Annotated in this window: 22 protein-coding genes and 1 tRNA gene; 15 read left to right on the forward strand and 8 right to left on the reverse strand. The window is 63.1% G+C overall.

Going from position 1 to position 19,746, the window contains the following annotated elements:
• The first annotated feature begins 23 nt into the window (after positions 1 to 23).
• The 8 genes from NDO55_RS02610 to NDO55_RS02640 all read left to right on the forward strand — a co-directional run bounded on the left by NDO55_RS02610 (position 24) and on the right by NDO55_RS02640 (position 5,902).
• On the forward strand, positions 24 to 1,076 hold the full coding sequence (locus NDO55_RS02610) for a Glu/Leu/Phe/Val family dehydrogenase (RefSeq protein ID WP_252112142.1): 1,053 nt from the start codon (positions 24 to 26) through the stop codon (positions 1,074 to 1,076).
• Positions 1,077 to 1,150: 74 nt separating this feature from the next.
• Complete coding sequence (locus NDO55_RS02615) at positions 1,151 to 1,885, forward strand: heme ABC transporter permease (protein ID WP_252112144.1); 735 nt, start codon at positions 1,151 to 1,153, stop codon at positions 1,883 to 1,885.
• Positions 1,882 to 2,016: a hypothetical protein gene (locus tag NDO55_RS11940; RefSeq protein ID WP_279639078.1), complete on the forward strand. Its 135-nt coding sequence runs from the start codon at positions 1,882 to 1,884 to the stop codon at positions 2,014 to 2,016. The genes NDO55_RS02615 and NDO55_RS11940 overlap by 4 nt, the downstream gene beginning before the upstream one ends.
• The gene (gene ccmE, locus NDO55_RS02620) at positions 2,013 to 2,447 is read left to right on the forward strand and encodes a cytochrome c maturation protein CcmE (RefSeq protein WP_252112146.1); all 435 of its coding nucleotides are present in this window, start codon (positions 2,013 to 2,015) and stop codon (positions 2,445 to 2,447) included. Before NDO55_RS11940 ends, ccmE begins: the two co-directional genes overlap by 4 nt.
• Positions 2,444 to 4,381 (forward strand): heme lyase CcmF/NrfE family subunit, encoded by a 1,938-nt coding sequence (locus NDO55_RS02625; protein ID WP_252112148.1) that lies wholly within the window; start codon positions 2,444 to 2,446, stop codon positions 4,379 to 4,381. The genes ccmE and NDO55_RS02625 overlap by 4 nt, the downstream gene beginning before the upstream one ends.
• Complete coding sequence (locus NDO55_RS02630) at positions 4,375 to 4,890, forward strand: redoxin domain-containing protein (protein WP_252112150.1); 516 nt, start codon at positions 4,375 to 4,377, stop codon at positions 4,888 to 4,890. The genes NDO55_RS02625 and NDO55_RS02630 overlap by 7 nt, the downstream gene beginning before the upstream one ends.
• Positions 4,887 to 5,282 (forward strand): cytochrome c-type biogenesis protein, encoded by a 396-nt coding sequence (locus NDO55_RS02635; protein WP_252112152.1) that lies wholly within the window; start codon positions 4,887 to 4,889, stop codon positions 5,280 to 5,282. The genes NDO55_RS02630 and NDO55_RS02635 overlap by 4 nt, the downstream gene beginning before the upstream one ends.
• Positions 5,279 to 5,902: a tetratricopeptide repeat protein gene (locus tag NDO55_RS02640; RefSeq protein WP_252112154.1), complete on the forward strand. Its 624-nt coding sequence runs from the start codon at positions 5,279 to 5,281 to the stop codon at positions 5,900 to 5,902. The genes NDO55_RS02635 and NDO55_RS02640 overlap by 4 nt, the downstream gene beginning before the upstream one ends.
• Here the strand turns inward: NDO55_RS02640 and ald are convergent.
• A complete protein-coding gene (gene ald, locus NDO55_RS02645; protein WP_252112156.1) occupies positions 5,884 to 6,987 on the reverse strand; it encodes an alanine dehydrogenase in 1,104 nt (367 codons plus the stop codon). The genes NDO55_RS02640 and ald overlap by 19 nt on opposite strands.
• Positions 6,988 to 7,094: 107 nt before the next feature.
• Here ald and NDO55_RS02650 point away from each other — a divergent pair, with 107 nt between their 5' ends.
• Positions 7,095 to 7,619, forward strand: a complete 525-nt coding sequence (locus NDO55_RS02650) for a 2'-5' RNA ligase family protein (protein ID WP_252112158.1) — start codon at positions 7,095 to 7,097, stop codon at positions 7,617 to 7,619.
• On the opposite strand, the gene NDO55_RS02655 is transcribed toward NDO55_RS02650, so the two are convergent.
• A complete protein-coding gene (locus NDO55_RS02655; RefSeq protein ID WP_252112160.1) occupies positions 7,616 to 8,029 on the reverse strand; it encodes a DUF3775 domain-containing protein in 414 nt (137 codons plus the stop codon). The two genes, NDO55_RS02650 and NDO55_RS02655, sit on opposite strands and share 4 nt — an antisense overlap.
• 143 nt (positions 8,030 to 8,172) lie before the next feature.
• Between NDO55_RS02655 and NDO55_RS02660 the strand changes: the two genes are divergently transcribed.
• Positions 8,173 to 8,249, forward strand: a tRNA-Met gene (locus NDO55_RS02660).
• Positions 8,250 to 8,317: 68 nt separating this feature from the next.
• On the opposite strand, the gene NDO55_RS02665 is transcribed toward NDO55_RS02660, so the two are convergent.
• Positions 8,318 to 8,914, reverse strand: coding sequence for an SDR family oxidoreductase (locus NDO55_RS02665; RefSeq protein WP_252112162.1), 597 nt, complete (start codon positions 8,912 to 8,914; stop codon positions 8,318 to 8,320).
• Between the two features lie 204 nt (positions 8,915 to 9,118).
• Between NDO55_RS02665 and otsB the strand changes: the two genes are divergently transcribed.
• The 4 genes from otsB to NDO55_RS02685 are packed head-to-tail and all read left to right on the forward strand — an operon-like array spanning position 9,119 to position 13,525.
• Positions 9,119 to 9,859 carry a trehalose-phosphatase gene (gene otsB, locus NDO55_RS02670; RefSeq protein ID WP_252112164.1) on the forward strand — a complete coding sequence of 247 codons (741 nt, stop codon included), beginning with the start codon at positions 9,119 to 9,121 and terminating at the stop codon, positions 9,857 to 9,859.
• Complete coding sequence (locus NDO55_RS02675; RefSeq protein WP_252112166.1) at positions 9,844 to 11,658, forward strand: glycoside hydrolase family 15 protein; 1,815 nt, start codon at positions 9,844 to 9,846, stop codon at positions 11,656 to 11,658. The genes otsB and NDO55_RS02675 overlap by 16 nt, the downstream gene beginning before the upstream one ends.
• The gene (locus NDO55_RS02680) at positions 11,640 to 13,031 is read left to right on the forward strand and encodes an alpha,alpha-trehalose-phosphate synthase (UDP-forming) (protein WP_252112168.1); all 1,392 of its coding nucleotides are present in this window, start codon (positions 11,640 to 11,642) and stop codon (positions 13,029 to 13,031) included. Before NDO55_RS02675 ends, NDO55_RS02680 begins: the two co-directional genes overlap by 19 nt.
• 5 nt (positions 13,032 to 13,036) lie before the next feature.
• The gene (locus tag NDO55_RS02685; RefSeq protein WP_252112170.1) at positions 13,037 to 13,525 is read left to right on the forward strand and encodes a TspO/MBR family protein; all 489 of its coding nucleotides are present in this window, start codon (positions 13,037 to 13,039) and stop codon (positions 13,523 to 13,525) included.
• On the opposite strand, the gene NDO55_RS02690 is transcribed toward NDO55_RS02685, so the two are convergent.
• Both NDO55_RS02690 and NDO55_RS02695 read right to left on the reverse strand, forming a co-directional pair.
• Complete coding sequence (locus NDO55_RS02690; protein ID WP_252115504.1) at positions 13,505 to 14,974, reverse strand: SulP family inorganic anion transporter; 1,470 nt, start codon at positions 14,972 to 14,974, stop codon at positions 13,505 to 13,507. The genes NDO55_RS02685 and NDO55_RS02690 overlap by 21 nt on opposite strands.
• 257 nt (positions 14,975 to 15,231) lie before the next feature.
• Positions 15,232 to 15,927, reverse strand: coding sequence for a GNAT family N-acetyltransferase (locus NDO55_RS02695; RefSeq protein WP_252112172.1), 696 nt, complete (start codon positions 15,925 to 15,927; stop codon positions 15,232 to 15,234).
• Between the two features lie 131 nt (positions 15,928 to 16,058).
• Here NDO55_RS02695 and NDO55_RS02700 point away from each other — a divergent pair, with 131 nt between their 5' ends.
• Entirely contained in the window at positions 16,059 to 17,633 is a 1,575-nt protein-coding gene (locus tag NDO55_RS02700) for a winged helix-turn-helix domain-containing protein (RefSeq protein ID WP_252112174.1), read from the forward strand.
• On the opposite strand, the gene NDO55_RS02705 is transcribed toward NDO55_RS02700, so the two are convergent.
• The 3 genes from NDO55_RS02705 to NDO55_RS02715 are packed head-to-tail and all read right to left on the reverse strand — an operon-like array spanning position 17,623 to position 19,706.
• Positions 17,623 to 18,318 (reverse strand): TfuA domain-containing protein, encoded by a 696-nt coding sequence (locus tag NDO55_RS02705; RefSeq protein ID WP_252112176.1) that lies wholly within the window; start codon positions 18,316 to 18,318, stop codon positions 17,623 to 17,625. The two genes, NDO55_RS02700 and NDO55_RS02705, sit on opposite strands and share 11 nt — an antisense overlap.
• The gene (locus NDO55_RS02710; RefSeq protein WP_252112178.1) at positions 18,315 to 19,445 is read right to left on the reverse strand and encodes a YcaO-like family protein; all 1,131 of its coding nucleotides are present in this window, start codon (positions 19,443 to 19,445) and stop codon (positions 18,315 to 18,317) included. The genes NDO55_RS02705 and NDO55_RS02710 overlap by 4 nt, the downstream gene beginning before the upstream one ends.
• A gap of 15 nt (positions 19,446 to 19,460) precedes the next feature.
• A complete protein-coding gene (locus NDO55_RS02715) occupies positions 19,461 to 19,706 on the reverse strand; it encodes a hypothetical protein (protein ID WP_252112180.1) in 246 nt (81 codons plus the stop codon).
• Between the last annotated feature and the right edge of the window lie 40 nt (positions 19,707 to 19,746).

A 19,746-nucleotide genomic window follows, 5' to 3' on the forward strand; every position in this document is an offset into this window, starting at 1 on the left:
TTTGGAGAGGGCGGCGCCGAGCGATGACGACACTGTGGGATCGTCCCAATTTCGACGATCACGAAGCCATTCATTTCGTGACCGACGCAGCCAGTGGCCTCAAGGCCATCATTGCCATGCACTCGACCCATCTGGGTCCGGCGGCGGGCGGCACGCGCTTTTGGCACTATGCCGATGACGATGATGCCGTGACCGACGTGCTGCGCCTGTCGCGCGGCATGAGCTACAAGAATGCCATGGCGGGCCTCCCGCTGGGCGGCGGCAAGGCCGTGATCCTCGCCGATGAAAACCGCACCAAGACGCCCGAAATGCTCGCTGCATTCGGCCGCGCCGTCGATCGGCTCGGCGGCAATTATGTGACGGCAGAAGATGTCGGCATGAGCGTCGAGAATATGATCGCGATCGCAGGGACGACCGATTATGTCGCCGGCCTTCCTGTCGAGGGCGAAGGCGATGTCGGTGGCGATCCTGGCCCGCATACGGCCAAGGGGGTGTTCCTCGGTCTCAAGGCCGCGGTGAAGCGCAAGCTCGAACGCGATGACTTGAGTGGCGTGCATGTCGCGATACAGGGCGCGGGCAGCGTTGCCAGCCATCTCGCGCGTCACCTTGCCGACGAAGGTGCGCGGCTTTCGATTGCCGACGTCGCCGAAGACCGCGTCGCTGCACTCGCCAAGGAAACCGGCGCTGCGATCGTTGATCCTGCGGACATCCTGTTCCTCGATGCCGACGTCGTGAGTCCCTGTGCGCTTGGCGCGATCCTCAGCGAGGAGACCATCGCCAAGCTCAACACCGGTATCATCGCCGGAGCGGCCAACAACCAGCTGGCCCGTCCCGAGGACGGCCAGCGCCTCGCCGCGCGCGACATTCTCTATGCGCCCGATTATGTCATCAACGCCGGTGGCATCATCAACGTATCGACCGAATATCTCGACGATGGCGGCTACGAACTGGTGCGCCAGCGCATCGCGGCGATCCCGGGCCGGCTCGACCAGATCTGGGAAGAGAGCGCGTCGAGCGGTCGCGATCCGGCTGCAGTCGCCGATGCGATGGCAAAGCGACTGATCGGCCGCGCCTGATCACGGTCTTTTGACCGCTGTCAAAGCACCTTTTTTTCGCGTCCTTCAGGGGGTAGGGACGGTAACGGAAAATCATGCATCGCTTCGCCAACCCCTCCCGCTTCCTCAAGATTGCGCGGCCCGTGACAGGCTGGACCCTGTGGTCCGGCATTCTGCTCGTGGTTGCGGGCATTGTCGGCGGCCTGTTCTTAGTGCCTGCCGATTACCTGCAGGGCGAAACGTTTCGCATTCTCTATATTCACGCGCCGTCCGCGTGGCTCGGCATGGCCGGGTGGAGCGGTATCGCCGTGGCCTCGATCGCCGTCTTGGTCTGGCGCCATCCGCTCGCGGCCATTGCCGGAAGGGCCTTGGCCCCGGTGGGCGCGACCTTCACGGCGCTGTGCCTGATCACCGGATCGATCTGGGGACGCCCGACATGGGGCACTTGGTGGGAATGGGACGGGCGTCTCACCAGCATGCTCATCCTGTTCTTCCTGTTTCTCGGCTACATGGCGCTGGCCGATGCCGAGGCGGATCGCCGACCTGACGGGGAAGGGCGGCTCACTGCCATTTTCGGACTGGTTGGTGCGATCAACCTGCCGATCATTCATTACAGCGTGATCTGGTGGAATACGCTCCACCAAGGGCGCTCGATCAGCATTGTCGAAGGGCGTAGCAGCATCGATCCGTCGATGCTCTGGCCGCTCGGCCTCGCTTTTCTCGGCTTCACGCTCCTGTTCACCGCGATCGTCCTGATGCGGATGCGCGCCATGATCGCGCAGCAGAAGGTCGATCGCCGCCTCAAGCGACGCGCGGAGACGGGCGCATGAACCAGTGGGCTTTCGTCATCGCCGCCTATGCGGTCGTGGGGCTCGGGATCCTATTGCTGACCGCATTCAGCTGGCGCGCCATGCGCCGTGCCGAACGCGCTGCCGGTGAATTGCGGAGCCGCGACCAGTGAAGCCCAAGCAGCAACGCCTGATGCTCGTGATCATCGCGATCGCCGCCATTGCCGGCGCGTCGGTGCTGGCACTGTGGGGCCTGTCCGACCGTGCCGCTTTCTTCGTGACGCCAAGCGATATTGCCGAGGGCAAGGCCGAGACGGGCGTCGCACTGCGTCTTGGCGGCATGGTCGAGGAGGGGTCGATCGAGCGAAGCGATGAGGGACTGTCGGTCAGCTTCCTGCTGCATGACGGCAAGGCGCGCGTGCCGGTGACCTATACCGGGATCCTGCCCGATCTTTTCGTCGAAGGATCGGGTGCGGTGGCCGAAGGGCAGCTGGGACCCGACGGGACATTCCGCGCCGACCGCATCCTCGCGCGCCATGACGAGAATTACATGCCGCCGGAAATTGCTGACGAGCTTGCCGCCGGGGGCAGCCCCACCTCATGACCGCCGAACTTGGTCACGCCTTGCTTTGGCTCGCAGCGGCGCTGGCGCTGGTGCAGCTCGGGCTCGGCATCGCGACCCTGCGCGGCAGCGATGTGCTGAAAGCCACTCGCGCCGTCGCTATCGTGCAGGCGCTGCTGGTCCTCGGTTCCTTCATCGCGCTCATTCGGCTCTTCATGGTCACCGACCTTTCGGTCCTCCTGGTTGCGACGCATAGCCACACGGAAAAGCCGGCCTTCTACAAGTTTGCGGCGACCTGGGGGAACCATGAAGGCTCGATGTTGCTCTGGGTCCTGCTGCTCAGCCTGTTCGGGGCAATGCTGGCCATGTTCGCCAAGCGGCTCGATCCCAAGACGCTGGGCATCAGCCTCGGGACGCAGGCCGGTATCGGGCTCGGCTTCTTCGCTTTCTTGCTCTTCTCCTCAAACCCGTTCGCGCGTCTCAATCCGTCGGTGGTCGAGGGCAGGGGGCTCAACCCGGTCCTGCAGGACCCCGGCCTCGTCTATCACCCGCCTTTGCTCTACGTCGGCTATGTCGGACTGTCGGTGCTGTTCAGCCTTGCCGTCGGCGCCATGCTGGCCGGAAAGGTCGATGCGGCGCTGGGGCGCGCCATGCGCCCTTGGGCATTGCTGTCGTGGATCTTCCTCACGGCAGGGATCCTCGGCGGCAGCTACTGGGCCTATTACGAGCTGGGTTGGGGCGGTTACTGGTTCTGGGATCCGGTCGAGAATGCCTCTCTCATGCCGTGGTTGGCCGCGACGGCCTTGCTCCATTCGGTGTCGGTATTGGCTGCGCGCGAAGCGCTGCGGGCGTGGACGATGATGCTGGCGCTGATCGGCTTCACCATGTCGATGCTCGGCACTTTTCTGGTCCGCTCGGGCCTTATAACGTCGGTGCATGCCTTTGCCGTGGATCCCGAACGCGGGGTTTTCATCCTGGTCCTGATGGCGCTTTATGTCGGTCTCGCCTTTACGATCTACGGGCTCAAGATTGCTGCTGTGCGTGCGGGCGAGCCATTCGAACCGGTCAGCCGCGAAGGGGCGCTCGTCGCCAATAACCTGCTGCTGTCCGCCATCCTCGCGCTGGTCCTGATCGGGACCTTCTATCCGGTTGTTGCCGAAGCATTCGGCGCGGCGATTTCGGTTGGCCCGCCTTACTTCAATCTCGTGACTGCGCCGCTAGCCCTATTGCTGGCCGCATTGCTGTTCATCGGTCCCAGTCTCAATTGGAAGAAGCAGTCCAAGCCGACTTCCAGAGCCATCCATGTAGCGTGGCTTGCCGCGGTGGCTGCACTGATCGCGCCGCTATTGTTCGGGGCCGAGATGACCTTCTTCGAACGGCTCGGCCTATCGCTTGGCGTTGGCCTCGCCCTGGGCAGCCTCGTGCCGCTCATGGGGCGCAAGCTCTGGCGCACTCCCGCGCCCATCTGGGGGATGGTCACCGCGCATTTCGGGATTGCGTTGCTGTTCATCGGGATTGCCAGCGAAAGCGCCTTCACCAGCGAGCGGCTTGCCCTCGTCCGTGCTGGCGATGAGATCGAGGTGGCGGGATGGACCGTGCAGGTGCGCGACATCCGCCCAGCGCTCGGTCCCAATTGGTCGGCAATCGAGGCCCAACTAGTCGCGTCGCGCGGCTCGGGTGCGGTCGAGATGCTGCCGCAGCAGCGACAGTTCCTTTCGCCGCCGACGATGACCAGCGAAAGCGATTTGGTCACCCGCTGGAATGGCCAGCTTTACGCGACCCTCGGCCAAGGCAACCTGCAAGAAGGATATCAGCTCCGTCTTTGGTGGAAGCCGATGGTGACGCTCATCTGGCTGGGCGCGGCGCTGATCGTGCTTGGCGGTCTTATCTCGCTTATCGGCCGAGGCGTGGCCGCCTGGCGCCGCCGCGAACGCAACCCTGAGGCGAAGGGCTATCGGGAGGCGCGCGCATGGTGAGACGTTTCCTGCCTGCCATCATCGTGCTCGCCCTGATCGGCTTCGTCGCATTGCGCCTGGTTACTGGCGAACGCACCGATATTCGCAGCCAGCTTGTCGGCCAGCCTGCTCCCGAACTCGTGCTTCCCGTAGCAGTCGGGGGAAAGCCAGGCATTGACGGTTTCGCCACCGGGGAGCCGCGGCTCATCAACCTTTTCGGCAGCTGGTGTCGCCCGTGCATCGACGAAGCGCCCTTGTTCGAAGAACTGGCCGAGGCGGGTATCCCGATCGACGGTATCGTCGTCCGGGATACGCCCGAAGCCGTCGCCGACTTCCTCGCGCGCTATGGTGATCCGTTCGCGCGTGCCGGCGACGATCCCGACAGCCAGGCCATGCTGGCACTTGGCGCGACCGGTGTGCCGGAAACCTTCCTTGTCGATGGCGAGGGTATCATTCGCTATCACGTCCAGGGCCCGCTCGCGCCCGAAGATGTCGCCCCGTTGATCGCTCGATGGGAGGCGCTCAAATGACCCGCTGGATCATCGTGCTGATCGCGCCGCTGCTGATGGCCGCGGCCAATGTCGACTATGCCAACCGGCAGCTTGCCGATCCTGCACAGGAAGAGGCCGCGCAGGCGCTGATGCGGGAGTTGCGTTGCCTGACCTGCGCCGGGCAGGCCATCGCCGAAAGCGAGGCCGATATGGCCGGCGACATGCGGCATCTCGTCCGGACCCGCATCGCGGCCGGTGAAGAGCCGGAGGAAATCCGGGCATGGCTGGTCCAGCGCTATGGTGGCGCGGTGACCTATCGCCCTGTGGCGAGCGATCCGATCAGCTGGCCGCTTTATGCGGCGCCGATCCTCGTGCTTTTGGCGGGTTTCTGGTTCGTGCGGCGCAGGTTCAAGCGGGGAGGGGGCGAATGAGTGGGCTCCTGATCCTCGCCATTTCGGGTCTCGCGACCTTCGTCCTGCTCTACGCCATGGGGGTGCGCGGCGGCTTGTTGACGCTGAGCGCGGCGGCGTTGTTGTTCGGCGGGGCAGGTTATGCCGTGGCCGGTCGCCCCAATTTGCCGGGCGATCCGCGCGAGGCGTCGGAAAATTTGCGCATTCCGCTCGACCTGTCGGGCGCGCGGCAGGCCTTTTACGGCCGCTTCAATCGCGTCGATTTTTGGGCGATCACCGCAGACAGTTATGCGCGGCGCGGCGAGACCGCCGATGCCGCAGGTGTCTGGGGCTCGGCCGTGCGTGAAAACCCGCGCAGCTTCGCGCTCTGGTCGCTCTATGCGACTGCGCTGACCGATCATGCGGGGCAGATCACACCGGCGGCCGAGCTTGCCTTCGATCGCGCCATCGCGCTGGCGCCCGATCAGCCCGGTCCGCGTTTCTTCAAGGCATTGGCGCAATTGCGCGCTGGGGATGTCGAACCCGCGCGCGAGGTTTTCCTGCAGCTGTCGGCCGAGGCCTCCGAGACCAGCGACTGGAAGCCGCTGGTCGACGGTGCGTTGCTACTGACCGAACCCCAGCCTCAGGCGACGGGTTCGTAAGGCAGCGCCAGCGCGGTCGCGACCGCCTTGTGGCGAATCTTGCCTTCCGAGACATTCAGACCGTTGGCGAGGTTCGGGTCGCGGGCCATGGCTTCGGTCGCGCCGAGATTGGCGAGGCGAATGACGTGCGGCAGGGTCGCATTGTTGAGCGCGAAGGTGCTGGTACGCGCCACCGCGCCCGGCATGTTCGCTACGCAATAATGGATGATGCCATCGACTTCGTAGACAGGATCGTCATGCGTGGTCGGCTTCGAGGTTTCGAAGCAGCCGCCCTGGTCGATCGCAATGTCGACGATGACGCTACCGCGCTTCATCGTCTTGAGCATGTCGCGCGTGACGAGCTTGGGCGCGGCATCGCCCGGCACCAGCACCGCGCCGATGACGAGATGCGCTTCGGCGATCTCGCGCTGGATGGCTTCGACCGTCGAAAACTGCGTCTTGATCGTCGAACCGAAATGCAGGTCCAGTTCGGCCATCTTCTCGTTGGAGATATCGAAGATGGTGACGTCGGCGCGCTGGCCGGTGGCCATCATCGCCGCATTCACGCCGGCAACGCCGCCGCCGAGGATCACGACCTTGCCCGGGTTCACGCCCGGAACGCCGCCCAGCAGCACGCCGCGGCCGCCCTGTTCCTTTTCCAGGTAGTGCGCGCCGGCCTGGATCGACATGCGTCCGGCAACCTCGCTCATCGGCTTGAGGAGCGGCAGGCCGCCCGGCTGACCGGTTACGGTCTCATAGGCGATGCAGGTGGCGCCCGACTTCATCAGGCCCTCGGTCTGCGGCATGTCGGCGGCAAGGTGCAGGTAAGTGAAGAGCGTGTGGCGCTCCTCGAGCAGCGCGATTTCGCTGGCCTGCGGCTCCTTGACCTTCACGATCATGTCGGACTTGGCGAAGACTTCCTTGGCGTCGCCGACGATGGTGGCGCCGACGCGCGCGTAATCCTCGTCCGAAAAGTCGATGCCCATGCCGGCATTGGTCTCGATGAAGACCTCATGCCCGAAATTGGTGAGTTCGCGGACCGAGGTCGGCGTGAGGCCGACACGATATTCGTGATTCTTGATTTCCTTGGGAACGCCGATGCGCATGATTGTCTCCGAAAACATCCTCTCGGCGCGGGCCTATAGACGCGTTGGCGAGGCGGCCCAAGCCCTAAAGGCTGAACTTTCGACGAAGCGACAGGTTGGGATTTGGTATGACCGATACACGGCCCCTCATCGTCACCGCAGCAATCGCGCCCGAGGATCTCGGTTGGCTCGATGCCGAGCGCCGCGCGCATTTCCCGGAAGAGCGCAATTTACTGACCGCGCATCTCACCATGTTTCACGCGCTGCCGCCCAGCATGGGCGATGAAGCGGCGTCCTTCCTGGCACGGCTCGCACGGGATCATGCACGGCCCGATGCGACGCTTAGTGAAGTGATGTCGTTGGGGAGGGGGGTGGCCTACCGGGTGCGCTCCGATGGTCTGGTCAATTTGCGCGAGATGATTGCAGAGCATTTTCACGGCTGCCTGACTGCGCAGGATGCCGGAGGCTGGCGCCCGCATATTACCATCCAGAACAAGGTCACGCCCAAGGAGGCGAAGGCATTGCTGGTCGAGAAACAGGCGGGTTTCGAACCACGCCCGCTCCGCATCGCAGGGCTGTCGCTCGACCGCTATGATGGCGGACCGTGGGAAAAGGTCGGCACTTGGAAGTTTAGCGGGAGCGCGAAGCCCTAGGTGACCTGGCCGACGCCTTCGCAATCGAGATCGAAGGCGGCCATGCCACCCTCTAGCATCGCGGCAAGCATGGGCATTTCCAGCAGGCTGTCGAGCAATTCGTCCTCGTCGCCTGCCGTTTCCAGGGCATCGTCCCATTCATCGGCGTCATAATCGCCGCGCCCGACGAGGCAGAGCGCGAAGACTTCGAGCAACTGGTCCTCGGCAAGCTCGTCGAGAATGCCGGTCAACTCTTCCTCGACGCTAGTATTGATGTCGTCGTCGAGGACCGAATAGGCCTCGTCATCGTCATTGCCGTCGACATTGTCGGGATCCTCGTCGCCGTCATAGGTAGTGGCGACCTGGGCCTCGTTCTCGCGGGCGCGGATGATGATGCGGCAGAGGATGTCGAGCGGTGTGGCGAGTTCCATGAAATTTCGCTTTCGAATTGCTATATCGGCAAGGCAACGTGGGGTCCTCGCTTCAAGTTCCGCAAAGCTGCGCGATCATGATTGACAGGCTGGCCCGCGTCTCTCTATAGGCTCGCCTCGCCCTTTGAGGGGCAACGCCATGGGGCGGAGTAGCTCAGCTGGTTAGAGCAGCGGAATCATAATCCGCGTGTCGGGGGTTCAAGTCCCTCCTCCGCTACCACTTTCCTCATGATTGATTGGAAAGCCGCAAATTTTGGCGGGTTGCGTAGCGCAGCACCGCAATGGCTGTCAGGCGCTTTGCATGAGCACGGTGCGGCCAGCCAATTCGTCTTGTGTGGCAGCGCGAGCAAGGACAGCGGCGACATCGCCGCGATGTGCCTTGGCCGACGGGTCTACTTCGTCCCCTAGGATGATGTCGCGAACTCCATCTTCATTCGTCAGCGAAACTGGCCGGATAATGGCATGTTCGATCTGCGATGCCTTGAGATGCTCGTCGGCATCATGCTTGGCCTTAAGATAATGAGCGAGATCCGAGTCCGGGTCGGGATCACCGGCACCGACCGAACTCAACATCACGAAGCGTCGAGCATTGGATGTCGAGGCGATGTCAATTAGGGATATCGCCCCTTCTCTGTCGACTTTGTCGGTCATCTCCTCGTCCGTGTCGCCACCCGATCCTGCGGCGAAAACCACAACATCGACGCCACGGCAAATGTCCGGCGGTAAGTCGGTCAGATCTGCCTGGCGAAGCTCAGCGCCAGCCGAAAGGCCAGTCGTGTCGGAGCTTTCGCGATGCATCGCGATCACATGATGTCCGTCCGAGGACAGTAAGTTGGCGAGGCGCTTTCCAGTATTTCCTGTCGCACCAGCAATCAAAATGTTCATGACGAGATCCTGTCTATTGGCGGGGTCGCGAAGGCTACCTTCTGGATCTCAATGGTCTCGCTTCTGGAAGGTTGCCTCCATGGGGTTTTGATTACCGCGATACGCGAAATCGTAGCGCGTCATTGCCTATGCTCGGTCAAGACAATCCATATTTCACATCGTGACGATTGGACCGCGCCGCACATGGTTGCTAGGCGTTGGCGCATGGCCACTGCCAGTCGTCTCGACGCGCCGCCGTCTTTCGCCTCGCTTCGGGCCGGGGGCGCTGCACTCTTTCTCGATTTCGATGGCACGCTGGTCGAGATTGCCGATGCGCCCGATCGCATCGTCGTGCGCGAAGGGCTGTCCATGCAATTGCGCGCCTTGTCGCGACAGCTGGAGGGTCGGCTCGCCGTGGTGACGGGGCGAGCGCGCGAGGACATCACGTCGCACCTCGATCTTTCCGGTATCGCCGTTGCCGGCTCGCACGGCGCGGATATCTTCGATGCCACCGGAGAGCGGCTTGGCGAGGAAGCCAAAGGGCTGCCAACAGCGACGCTAGACTATCTTCGGGAGGCGGCGGACAGGCACGGCCTCATGCTGGAGACCAAGCCGCATGGCGCCGCGCTCCATTATCGCCAGAATCCCGACGCCGAGCCACAGGCTTTGGCGTCCGCGCAGGAAGCGGCAGAGGAGGCGGGGATGGCGGTGAAGTTTGGCAAATGCATCGTCGAGCTTGTCTGGCCGGGCATCCACAAGGGAAGGGCCCTCGCAACTTTCATGGACGCACCCCCGTTCCAAGGAGCGATGCCCATTTTCGTCGGCGATGATGTTACCGACGAGGACGGCTTCTCGGTCGCATCCGATATGGGGGGTGCAGGCATTCTCATCGGCGCGCCGCGCAGCAGCTCGGCCCGCTATCGATTGGACGGGGTGGAAGAATTGTACGCATGGCTGGAACGATGAGCGTGGGCAGCAAGGCCGACCTCGAATTGTCGCCGATCGGCAATTGCCAGGTGAGCGGTTTGATCGACCGGGATGGCGGGCTCGTCTGGGGCTGTATCCCGCGGGTCGATGGCGATCCGACCTTCTGCTCGCTGCTCAATGGCGAGGATAGAGACGAAGGCGTCTGGCGCTTCGAGCTCGAAAAGCAGGTCTCGGCAACCCAGCATTATGAACGCAATACGCCGATCCTCGTGACCCGGCTGGAGGACGAAGATGGCGGCGCCGTTGAAATCCGCGACTTCTGTCCCCGGTTCGAAGGTTCGGGGCGGATGTACCGCCCGGTCGCCTATGTGCGCATCGTTCGCGCCGTCGCGGGGGCGCCGCGGCTCAAGATGAAGCTGCATCCGCTTTATGGTCATGGTGCCCATAAGGCGGAGACAACGAGCGGGACCAACCATGTCCGCTACAAGCTCGGCGATAATGCGATGCGGCTCAGCACCGATGCGCCCATCGGCTATTTGCTCGAAGAGCGTTCCTACCGTGTCGAGAGCGACCAGCATTTCTTCCTCGGTCCCGATGAGCCCTTCGTCGGCAATCTGCGCACCGAATTGCGGCGCATGGAGGAAAAGACCGCCAAATATTGGAAGACGTGGGTGCGCGGGCTGCACATTCCGCTCGAATGGCAGGAGGCGGTCATCCGTGCCGCCATCGCGCTCAAGCTCTGCCAGCATGAGGAAACCGGTGCGATCGTCGCGGCGCTGACGACTTCGATCCCGGAATCCGCCGATAGCGGGCGCAATTGGGACTATCGTTACTGCTGGATCCGCGATTCCTATTACACGGTGCAGGCGCTCAATAGATTGGGCGCGCTCGATGTGCTCGAGAAATATCTCGGTTTCCTGCGCAATATCGTAGACGCCGCGAAGGGCGGACAGATCCAGCCGCTTTATTCGGTCATGGGCGACGGCGAGTTGACCGAGGAGGAGGCCGAGGCCCTTGCGGGGTATCGCGGCATGGGACCGGTCCGGATCGGCAATGCTGCCTACAAGCAGGTTCAGCACGACTGTTACGGCCAGATCGTGCTGCCCAACACGCAGGCCTATTTCGACGAGCGCCTGTTCCGCATCAGCGGCGAAGAGGATTTCGCGCATCTGGAAGCGGTCGGCAAGCAAGCTTGGGCGATGCATGATCAGCCCGATGCTGGCCTTTGGGAATTCCGCACCCGGCAGGAGGTGCATACCTATAGCGCGGTCATGTGCTGGGCGGCGTGCGACCGGCTGGCCAATGTGGCGCGGCACCTCGGGAAAACGGACCGCGAGCAGCTTTGGACCGAGCGCGCCGACGCGATCCGCGCCAAGATCGATGCGGAAGCCTGGGTCGAGACTGGCGAGGGCGGCCATTACGGCGCGAGCTTCGAGAGCGACTATCTCGATGCCAGCCTGCTGCAGATGGTCGAACTGCGCTTCCTTGAGCCCGATGACGAGCGCTTCCTGCAGACCTTCGAGGCGGTCGAGAAGAATCTGCGCCGCGGTGAGCATATGCTCCGCTATGCCAGCGAGGATGATTTCGGCTTGCCCGAGACCGCATTCAACGTCTGCACCTTCTGGCTGATCGAGGCACTTGTCCTGTCGGGACGCGATCAAGAGGCGCGTGCATTGTTCACGACCATGTTGGGTCATCGCACGGCGTCGGGCATGTTGTCGGAAGATTTGGATTTCGAAACCGGCGAGCTTTGGGGCAATTTCCCGCAGACCTATTCGCTGGTCGGCATCATCAACGGTGCCGTTCTCTTGTCGAAGCCATGGAGGAATGTCCGATAGCGCGCATCGTCGTCATCTCGAACCGGGTTGCAGTCCCCAAGGCGCGCGGCGTGGCCGGAGCGCAGGGCGGGCTCGCCGGCGCGCTCAACTCGGCATTGAAGGAACATGGCGGCATCTGGTTCGGCTGGTCGGGTGCGGCCTGCGAGGAGTTTACCGGCCAGATCGACCTGCAGCGCCATGACGGCGTCACGACGGCGACGATCGACCTGCCCGAGCAGGACGTCGAGGAATATTATAACGGCTATGCCAATTCCACGCTCTGGCCGCTCTTCCACTATCGCCTCGACCTCACCGAATATGAGCGCCAGACCGGCATGGGTTATGAGCGCGTCAACGAGCGGCTGGCGGGCAGTGTCGGGCCGCTGATCGAGGATGGCGACCTCGTCTGGGTGCATGATTATCACCTGCTTCCCCTGGGCGAGCGGCTGCGGGCGCGAGGGATCGACAATCGCATCGGCTTTTTCCTGCACACGCCGTGGCCGCCGACAAACCTGTTCGTCTCCCTGCCTTTCCATGAGCGGCTGGTACGCACGATGCTCGCCTACGATTTGATCGGCTTCCAAACCGAGACGTGGCTCGAAAGCTTCCTCCATTATTGCCGCAAGGAATTGGGCGCCGAGGTCGACGAGGCCAGCGGGCGCATTTCTTTCGAAGGCCACGAGACGCTGGCGCGGGCCTATCCGATCGGGATCGACTTCGATCACGTGACGGCGCAGGCCAATACCGAAGCTGCGCGTGAGGCCGAGGAGCGGCTGCGCGACAGCGCGCGCGGGCGCACCGCAGCGATCGGCGTCGACCGGCTCGATTATTCCAAGGGGCTGCCCGAGCGGATCGACGGGATCGGCCGCTTTTTCGACACCTATCCCGACCGGGTGCGCGACCTCGTCTATATCCAGATCGCGCCGACGAGCCGCGAGGATGTCGATAGCTATCAGGACATTCGCAACATGCTCGAGCAGAAGACGGGCCAGATTAACGGCGCGCGCAGCGAGTTCGACATTGCCCCCATCCGCTACGTCAATCGCGGCTATTCATTGGCGGAATTGTGCGGTTTCTATCGTGCATCGAAGATCGCGCTGGTGACCCCGCTACGCGACGGGATGAACCTCGTCGCCAAGGAATATATCGCGGTGCAGGACCCCGAGGATCCCGGTGTGCTGGTCCTCTCGCGCTTTGCCGGGGCGGCGCAGCAGATGGACGAGGCGGTGCTGGTCAATCCGCACAGCCCCGACGATCTCGCCCGCGCCATCCACACCGCGCTCGACATGCCGCTCGAAGAGCGCAAGCGCCGCTACGAGGCCCTGATCAAGACGGTGCGCGACGAGAATATCCAGCATTGGACCAAGACGTTCGTCAGCGACCTGGAGGCCTGACCCCCATGTCGTTCGAAGTCATCTTTGCCATAGCCTGGGCTCTCATCCTCGCGGTAGGTGGGGGCCTGCTGACGACGATCGGCACATGGTATTACGAGCTCAAGAAACCGAGCTGGCAGCCGCCCGACTGGCTGTTCGGGCCGGCCTGGACGATCATCCTGGGACTTGGCGCATGGGCGTTCGTGCTGAGCTGGCGCGGGGCCGATAGCGATGCCGACCGCACACTCATCCTCGCGCTCTACATCGCCAACGGTGTCTTCCACTTCCTGTGGTCGCCGCTCTTCTTCACCGTGAAGCGGCCCGATTGGGCGCTGATCGAAGTGCCCTTCCTTTGGGCGAGCGTGCTGGCGCTCACGATCATGCTGCGCGACTTTTCGGTCGCGGCCAGCTGGATGATCGTGCCCTATCTCGTCTGGGTCAGCTTCGCGACCATCCTCAACTGGAAGATCGTGCAGCTCAACGGCCCGTTCGGATCAATGCGGAGCGAGGCCTAGTTCGAGGCCCATTCGGTCCTCGAGCGCGAACTTGTCGACGAGGTCGGCGCTGGCGCGGTTGATGCCGACAATCTTCACGTGACGCCCGTTGCGGCGCATCCGGTCGACGACCTTGTCAAGCGCGCCGATGGCCGAAATATCCCAGAAATGCGCCTTGGAAACGTCGATGACGACATCGTCGGCGGCGTCCTCATAGACGCTTTCGGGGCCCAGCTGGCGCACGAAGCGGTCGACCGAGGCGAAGAAGATTTCGCCGCGCACGTAATAGACCGCCCGGTCGGCCTCGCGGTCGCGGGTGACGGTGAACATGCGGCGCACCTTCTCGGCAAAGAAGATGCCCGACAGGAGCACACCGGCCAGCACGCCGAGCGCGAGGTCATGCGTCGCGACGACGACGGCGACGGTGGTGAGCATGACCGCCGAGCTCGTCTTCGGGTGGCGCTTCAAGTTGGTGATGGAGTTCCAGCTGAAGGTCGCGATCGACACCATGATCATGACGGCGACCAATGCCGGCATCGGCACGCGCCCGACCCACGGGCCGAGGACGGCGAGCAGCAGCAGCAGGAACAGGCCGGCCGCAAGGCTCGACAGGCGGCCGCGACCGCCGCTGGTGACGTTGATGACCGACTGGCCGATCATCGCGCAGCCGCCCATGCCGCCGAAGCAGGCAGCGACGATATTGGCGATGCCCTGGCCAGCGCTTTCGCGCTGCTTGTTGCTGTCGGTGTGGGTGAGATCGTCGACGATCTGCGCGGTCAGCAGCGATTCCAAGAGGCCGACGGCAGCCATGGTGATCGAATAGGGCAGGATGATCTGCAGCGTTTCCCAGGTCAGCGGCACGTCGGGCAGCGCAAAGAAGGGCAGGCCGTCTGGCAGCTCGCCCATGTCTGCGACGGTGTTGACCGGAATACCGAAATAGATGGCGAAAGCCGAGAGGACGAGGATCGCGACGAGCGGTGAGGGGACCGCCTTGGTGAGGCGCGGGAAGAGGTAGATGATCGCAAGGCCGGCAGCGACCATTGCATAGGTCTCCCAGCCGACGTTCACGAGCTGTGGGATCTGCGCCATGAAAATGAGGATGGCGAGCGCGTTGACGAAGCCGGTGATGACCGAACGCGAGACGAACTGCATCAGGAGGTGCAGGCGCAGCACAGCGGCGAGGCCCTGGATCAGGCCCATCAGGATCGTAGCGGCAAAGAGATATTGAACGCCATGATCGCGGACCAACGGCACGACCACGACCGCAACTGCGGCGGTGGCGGCCGAGATCATGCCCGGGCGCCCGCCGGTAAAGGCGATGACCAGCGCAATGGCGACCGACGCGTAGAGCCCGACGCTCGGATCGACGCCCGCGATGATCGAGAAACCGATCGCTTCGGGGATCAGCGCGAGCGCGACGACCATCCCGGCGAGGATATCGCCGCGAATATTGCCAAACCACTGGGACATGCGCGTGGGGGGCGCGAAGCTCGCGCTCTCGGGGGCTGCGTTCATTCTAACTTCCTGAAAATCAAAGGCATCCGACGCGCTTTGGGCGCATGCGGATGCCATGTTCGGTGGCGTCCCTAGCCGATCATGCTGCAATGCACAACCGCGGGGCCGAAACGATATTCAGGCAAAGAAAATGGGGCAGGCCTCCCCCTGAGTGCCTGCCCCACCCCCTGTCTTCGCACCACCAGCCATCAGCTGGGGATTTCGAGGTCGCCTCAGAACTGGCGCGCGAAGAGGATCGCCCGATAGCCCCGATACTGCCGTTCGCCGAACGGCTTGTACCCAAGCTTGCGAGCAATATGGATCGAGGCACCATTATCTTCGTGGATCAGCGCGACGGTGCGCGATGCGATAAGGCGGTCCTCGGTAAACTGTAGTGCGGCGTGCGCGGCTTCCTGCGCATAGCCCTGTCCGCGATAGGCTTCGGCGATCGTCCAGCAGGCTTCGGGCACGCCGTCGAAGCCGTCGCCCATATTGCGCTGGAAGTCGCCATATCCGACCTCGCCGACAAATTCGCCGCTATAGCGTTCGAACACGCCGAACGTGCCATAGTCGAGGAGGGTCCAATGCCCGACCTGGCGCAGCAGGCGGGTGTAGGCCTCGTCGCGGGTCAGCGGGCCGCGATCGGAGAATTCGAACGCGTCTGCAGCGCCCATCATCGCGGCATAGTCGTTGAAATCTTCAATTCGCATCGGGCGAAGCATGAGCCGCTCGGTCTCGACGAAACATTCGGCAAAGAGGAGGTCGCGGGCCACATCCTTGGTCATGTCGCGCATCGCTGCGTGGGCGAGCATGCCGCTGACCTTCTGGTCGGTCATGTCGAGAATTCGGTCATTCCCGGGCTTCTTGGGCGGCGAGGTGAACTGCTGGAACAATGCAAGCTTGTCCGACCGCTTTCCATTCTCGAACATCACGCTTCCCCTTCTTTCGTACCTCGATGATTGAAGGTGTAGGGCATGGCCGGCGGGACATCTTTGCGCGGGCGTCAAAATATTCTGACTCAGAATCTTTCCAGTATTTGCGCGGTTCGCTAAGGTGAAGTGTGTCGAATCAGGGGGATCAGCAAAGCGGGGCCAAGCCTGCGCATCTGTCGGTGGGTGACTTTCACCTCGACCGGCATGACGAGCGCCTCATCGGTCCGCATGGTCCCGTCCGCATCGGCCACAAGGCGTTCATGGTGCTGTTGACGCTTGCCGATGAAGGCGGGCGGCTGATGACCAAGGACGCATTGTTCGACACGGTCTGGAAGGACATTTCCGTTTCGGAATCGGCGCTCACGACCGTGATCCGCGAATTGCGCCGGGCGATGGGGGACGATTCCAAACAGCCTAAATATATCGAGAGCGTCTATGGTCGCGGCTATCGACTGATCGCGCCGATTGAGGCCGTCGCGCCGGTCGGCGAGGCGCCCTCGGCTACCCCGACCAGTGCGCCCAAGCAGTCGGGTGGGACCGGCAGCCCGCCGCGCATACTCGTCGCCGATTTCGATGTCAGCGCGCTTGAGCAAGGTGCCTCCAACTTCGTCATCGCTATTCGCGAGGAAATTCTCCTCGGCCTGTCGCGCTTTCGCGAGATCGAGGTGATCGACGGGGATGGTGACGTGCGCGGCGACGGGTCGCGCGACTATCGCCTCGACGCGCGCTTCCTTCCGCAGGGCAAGGGCTTTCGCCTGATGACCCGCCTGCAGCGGCTCGGCGATGGCGCAATCGTGTGGGGCGAGACGCACCAGCTCGACAGCGACCAGCTGGGCTCGGGGATCGAAGCGATCATGCGCAAGATTGTCGGTGCTGCCTTTCCGGCGCTCGACCAAGACATCTCGATTGGTGCCGCGGCCGCCGGCGATACCTTGTTCGACCGCTACATGGTCGCCAAGCGTCGCAGCCTCAACGCGCAGGACAGGATCGAGGCGCAAGAGGCGGCGCGTGAACTCGAGGCTATCGTTGCGGCTAAGCCTGACTTCGCGCTCGCTTATCCCCCGCTCGTGCGGCTCTATAATATCGATTACGGCTATACCGCCTTCGGATCGTCAGGAGCGGTCGAACGCGGCCGCGCGCTGGAACTTGCCAAGGCGGGCCTCGCAGCAGATCGTAGCCATGTCCATGCCTATACGGTCTTGGGCTTTTGCCACCTCTATCATGAGGAGTTCGACCAGGCGCGCAGCTGTTTCCTGCAGGCGCTTGAGCGCAACCCCTATAATCCCGTGCGCCTCAATGAGGTCGCTACGGGAATGACCTATCTCGGCGACTTCAAGCAAGCGCGCGAATTGTTCGAACAGGCCTATGGCATCCAGCCGCAGACCGACGATGCCAATCACGAAGACCTTGGGCGATTGGCGTGGCTCGAGGGTGACCTCGAGACCGCCCACGCTCATTTCGTGCAAATTACCGATGCCTCGATCTGGTCGCAGCTATGTGTTGCTGTGACGACGACCCATCGCAGTCCCAAGAAGGGAGAAAAAGCGATGCAGCGTTGGAAGGACCGGGTCCACAAAAATTGGCATCGTCCCATCCCGCCCGATGACAAGGAAGTCTTCGAGTGGGTTAAGTTCCACAATCCGTTCGAGGACGATGCCGGCGATCCGATTTTCGAACTGGTGGCCGACGCGCTCAAACTGTAGGCCTGCGGCGCAAGGCTTCCAGAAAGTCCGTCTGGGGAACGTCGATCGGCATGGCTGGCGCCTCGTCCGATAGAGCGACGTCCATGGCGTGGATCGCATCTGCCTCTTTGAGCTCGACATGCATGCCTGCGATCGCTCCCAGCGTTTCGCGGCTCGCAATGCCTTCTGCCGCGTCGATCATCGGCGGCCATTCGCGATCAACATAATAGATGTCGTGCCAGCGCTTTCGCAGGATGCGGGCAGTAGCCGGTTCGATGATGCCAGCGCGCACCGCCGCGACGAGGGTGGCGCGCACATCGACCATCGGCACACTCACCGCTTTCCAGCCGATCCGCGCATCGCCGTGGACGAGCGCGACTTCGTCGTCGCCGACAAGCAAGCCGGAGCGATAGGCGTCGAAGATCGAGCCGATGCCCGTCATACCGAATTCATGCAGTTCGGCGGCGCGCAACGCGCCCATGCTCGATGCGCCATAGAGCCGGGTGCCGGCGGCCATCAGCGACAGCGCCTCCTTGTGCATGACGGCGGCGCGTTCCTCGAAATAGCCGTCCAGCAGCAGGACTTTGGCGGGCGCCTCGTCGACCAAGGCGAGAAAATCACCCGCTTCGGCCGGTGCTCGCCAGTCGATGCCGCGCCAGCGGTCGCGAAGGTCGAGTGGCAAGGACGGGCCGGCGAAAACAATCATGCGCGCCGCTCCTTTCCGAGCGAGCCAAGCCCCGGGCAGAAGGCGCGGACGATGTGGAAGGGGCCCGTCTGCGCGATGTCGAGAAACGCAGTCTCATCGAAGCCTCGGGCCGCAAGTTTTTCGACGAGCCTTTCGACGTCGCGATCACCCGGTTCGATGCTGTCAAAGGGCAGGGGGTCGATCATGGGGGCTGGCGGCGGAGCCAGGGTCGCCATGATCCCGCGACGTTCTTCCGTGTAGAGCCACGGCCAGCAATCGTCGCGCGCACCGGCGATGAAAGTGAGGCGGCTTTGTAGCGCCTCGGATATGGCTTGGAATAGAGCGAGTTCCGGGTCCGGATGCGCCGCATATCCGACCGAGCCCGCATAGGGTCGGGCTCCCTTGGTCGCATCGCTGACGCCCGCACCGATGACCGGAGTTGCGGTCAGGGATGGCAAAACGAAGAGGCGAAGCGCTGCGCCAGCCTCCCGGACGCGGCCGTGCAATGCGGCGAACCAGCCGAACGGGATCGTTCTTTCGTCCAGCTCGCATTCCAGCCGCTCGAACATGTCAGCGGCATGAAAGGCAGATACCGCGTCGCGTTCGATCAGTTCGTGGAGCGCCGTGCGCTGCGCCTCTTCACGTGTGGAGCCAGTGGCCAGCCCGGCGCTGGCGCGCTCGAAGGGGCTGTCGGCAAAGCGGGTGAAATCGAGCGAGGCGCTAGCCAGCGGCACATGCAGCCTGCTGCCGTCCACGCGGGTCGCGGCGATCCATTGGTGTGTTGTGTCCGCTGGCGGCGTTCGGTCGCGATGCCGCGCGAGGTCTGCGATATGGTCGGGGCGTTCGTCTGCCGGAAGGTCGTTCCAACTCGCTTCCGGACCCTCGGCCTCGAACCGCTCTGCGGCGTCGCTCTCGACGGCTTCCAAAAGCGCGCCGAGTTTGGCCGTGTCTTGGTCTGCGCCCTTGCCCTGATGCACCGACAGCGCGCGCGACATCGGCCGGACGGCCTGCCAGACGGGCAGCCCGATCCTGTCGAGCCTCGTAATGTCGGCGAGCCGCGTGACGCCTGCCGCCTTGGCCGCCGTCCACGCAGCATCGAACAGCGCCGCGGCCGGAGCCGCGCGCTGCCCGTCACTTGGAAAATTCATTGCCGCCTTGAGGGCTTAGGGAACCTGGTCCGTATTGATGCCCTTGAACTCGACTTCGGAGAAATCGACGGCGTGATAGTAGGTGTGCGGCTTGTCATGCTCTTCCTGATAGGCCTTGCGCATGTCTTCGACACCCTTGACCTTCTTCATGTCGTCGGCGGCAATAGCCTCGTCCATATTGTAGATGAGCATCTTGCCGGTGGTGAGATAATAGGTCTCGCCAACCTTAATGACGAACCGGCTCTTCTTGTCCTTGGCCATGGTTTCCCCCTTAATGGTTACCCGGAACGTTCATTCTATC

Origin of the sequence: Sphingomicrobium sediminis (assembly GCF_023805295.1) — a bacterium.
GTDB lineage: Bacteria > Pseudomonadota > Alphaproteobacteria > Sphingomonadales > Sphingomonadaceae > Sphingomicrobium > Sphingomicrobium sediminis.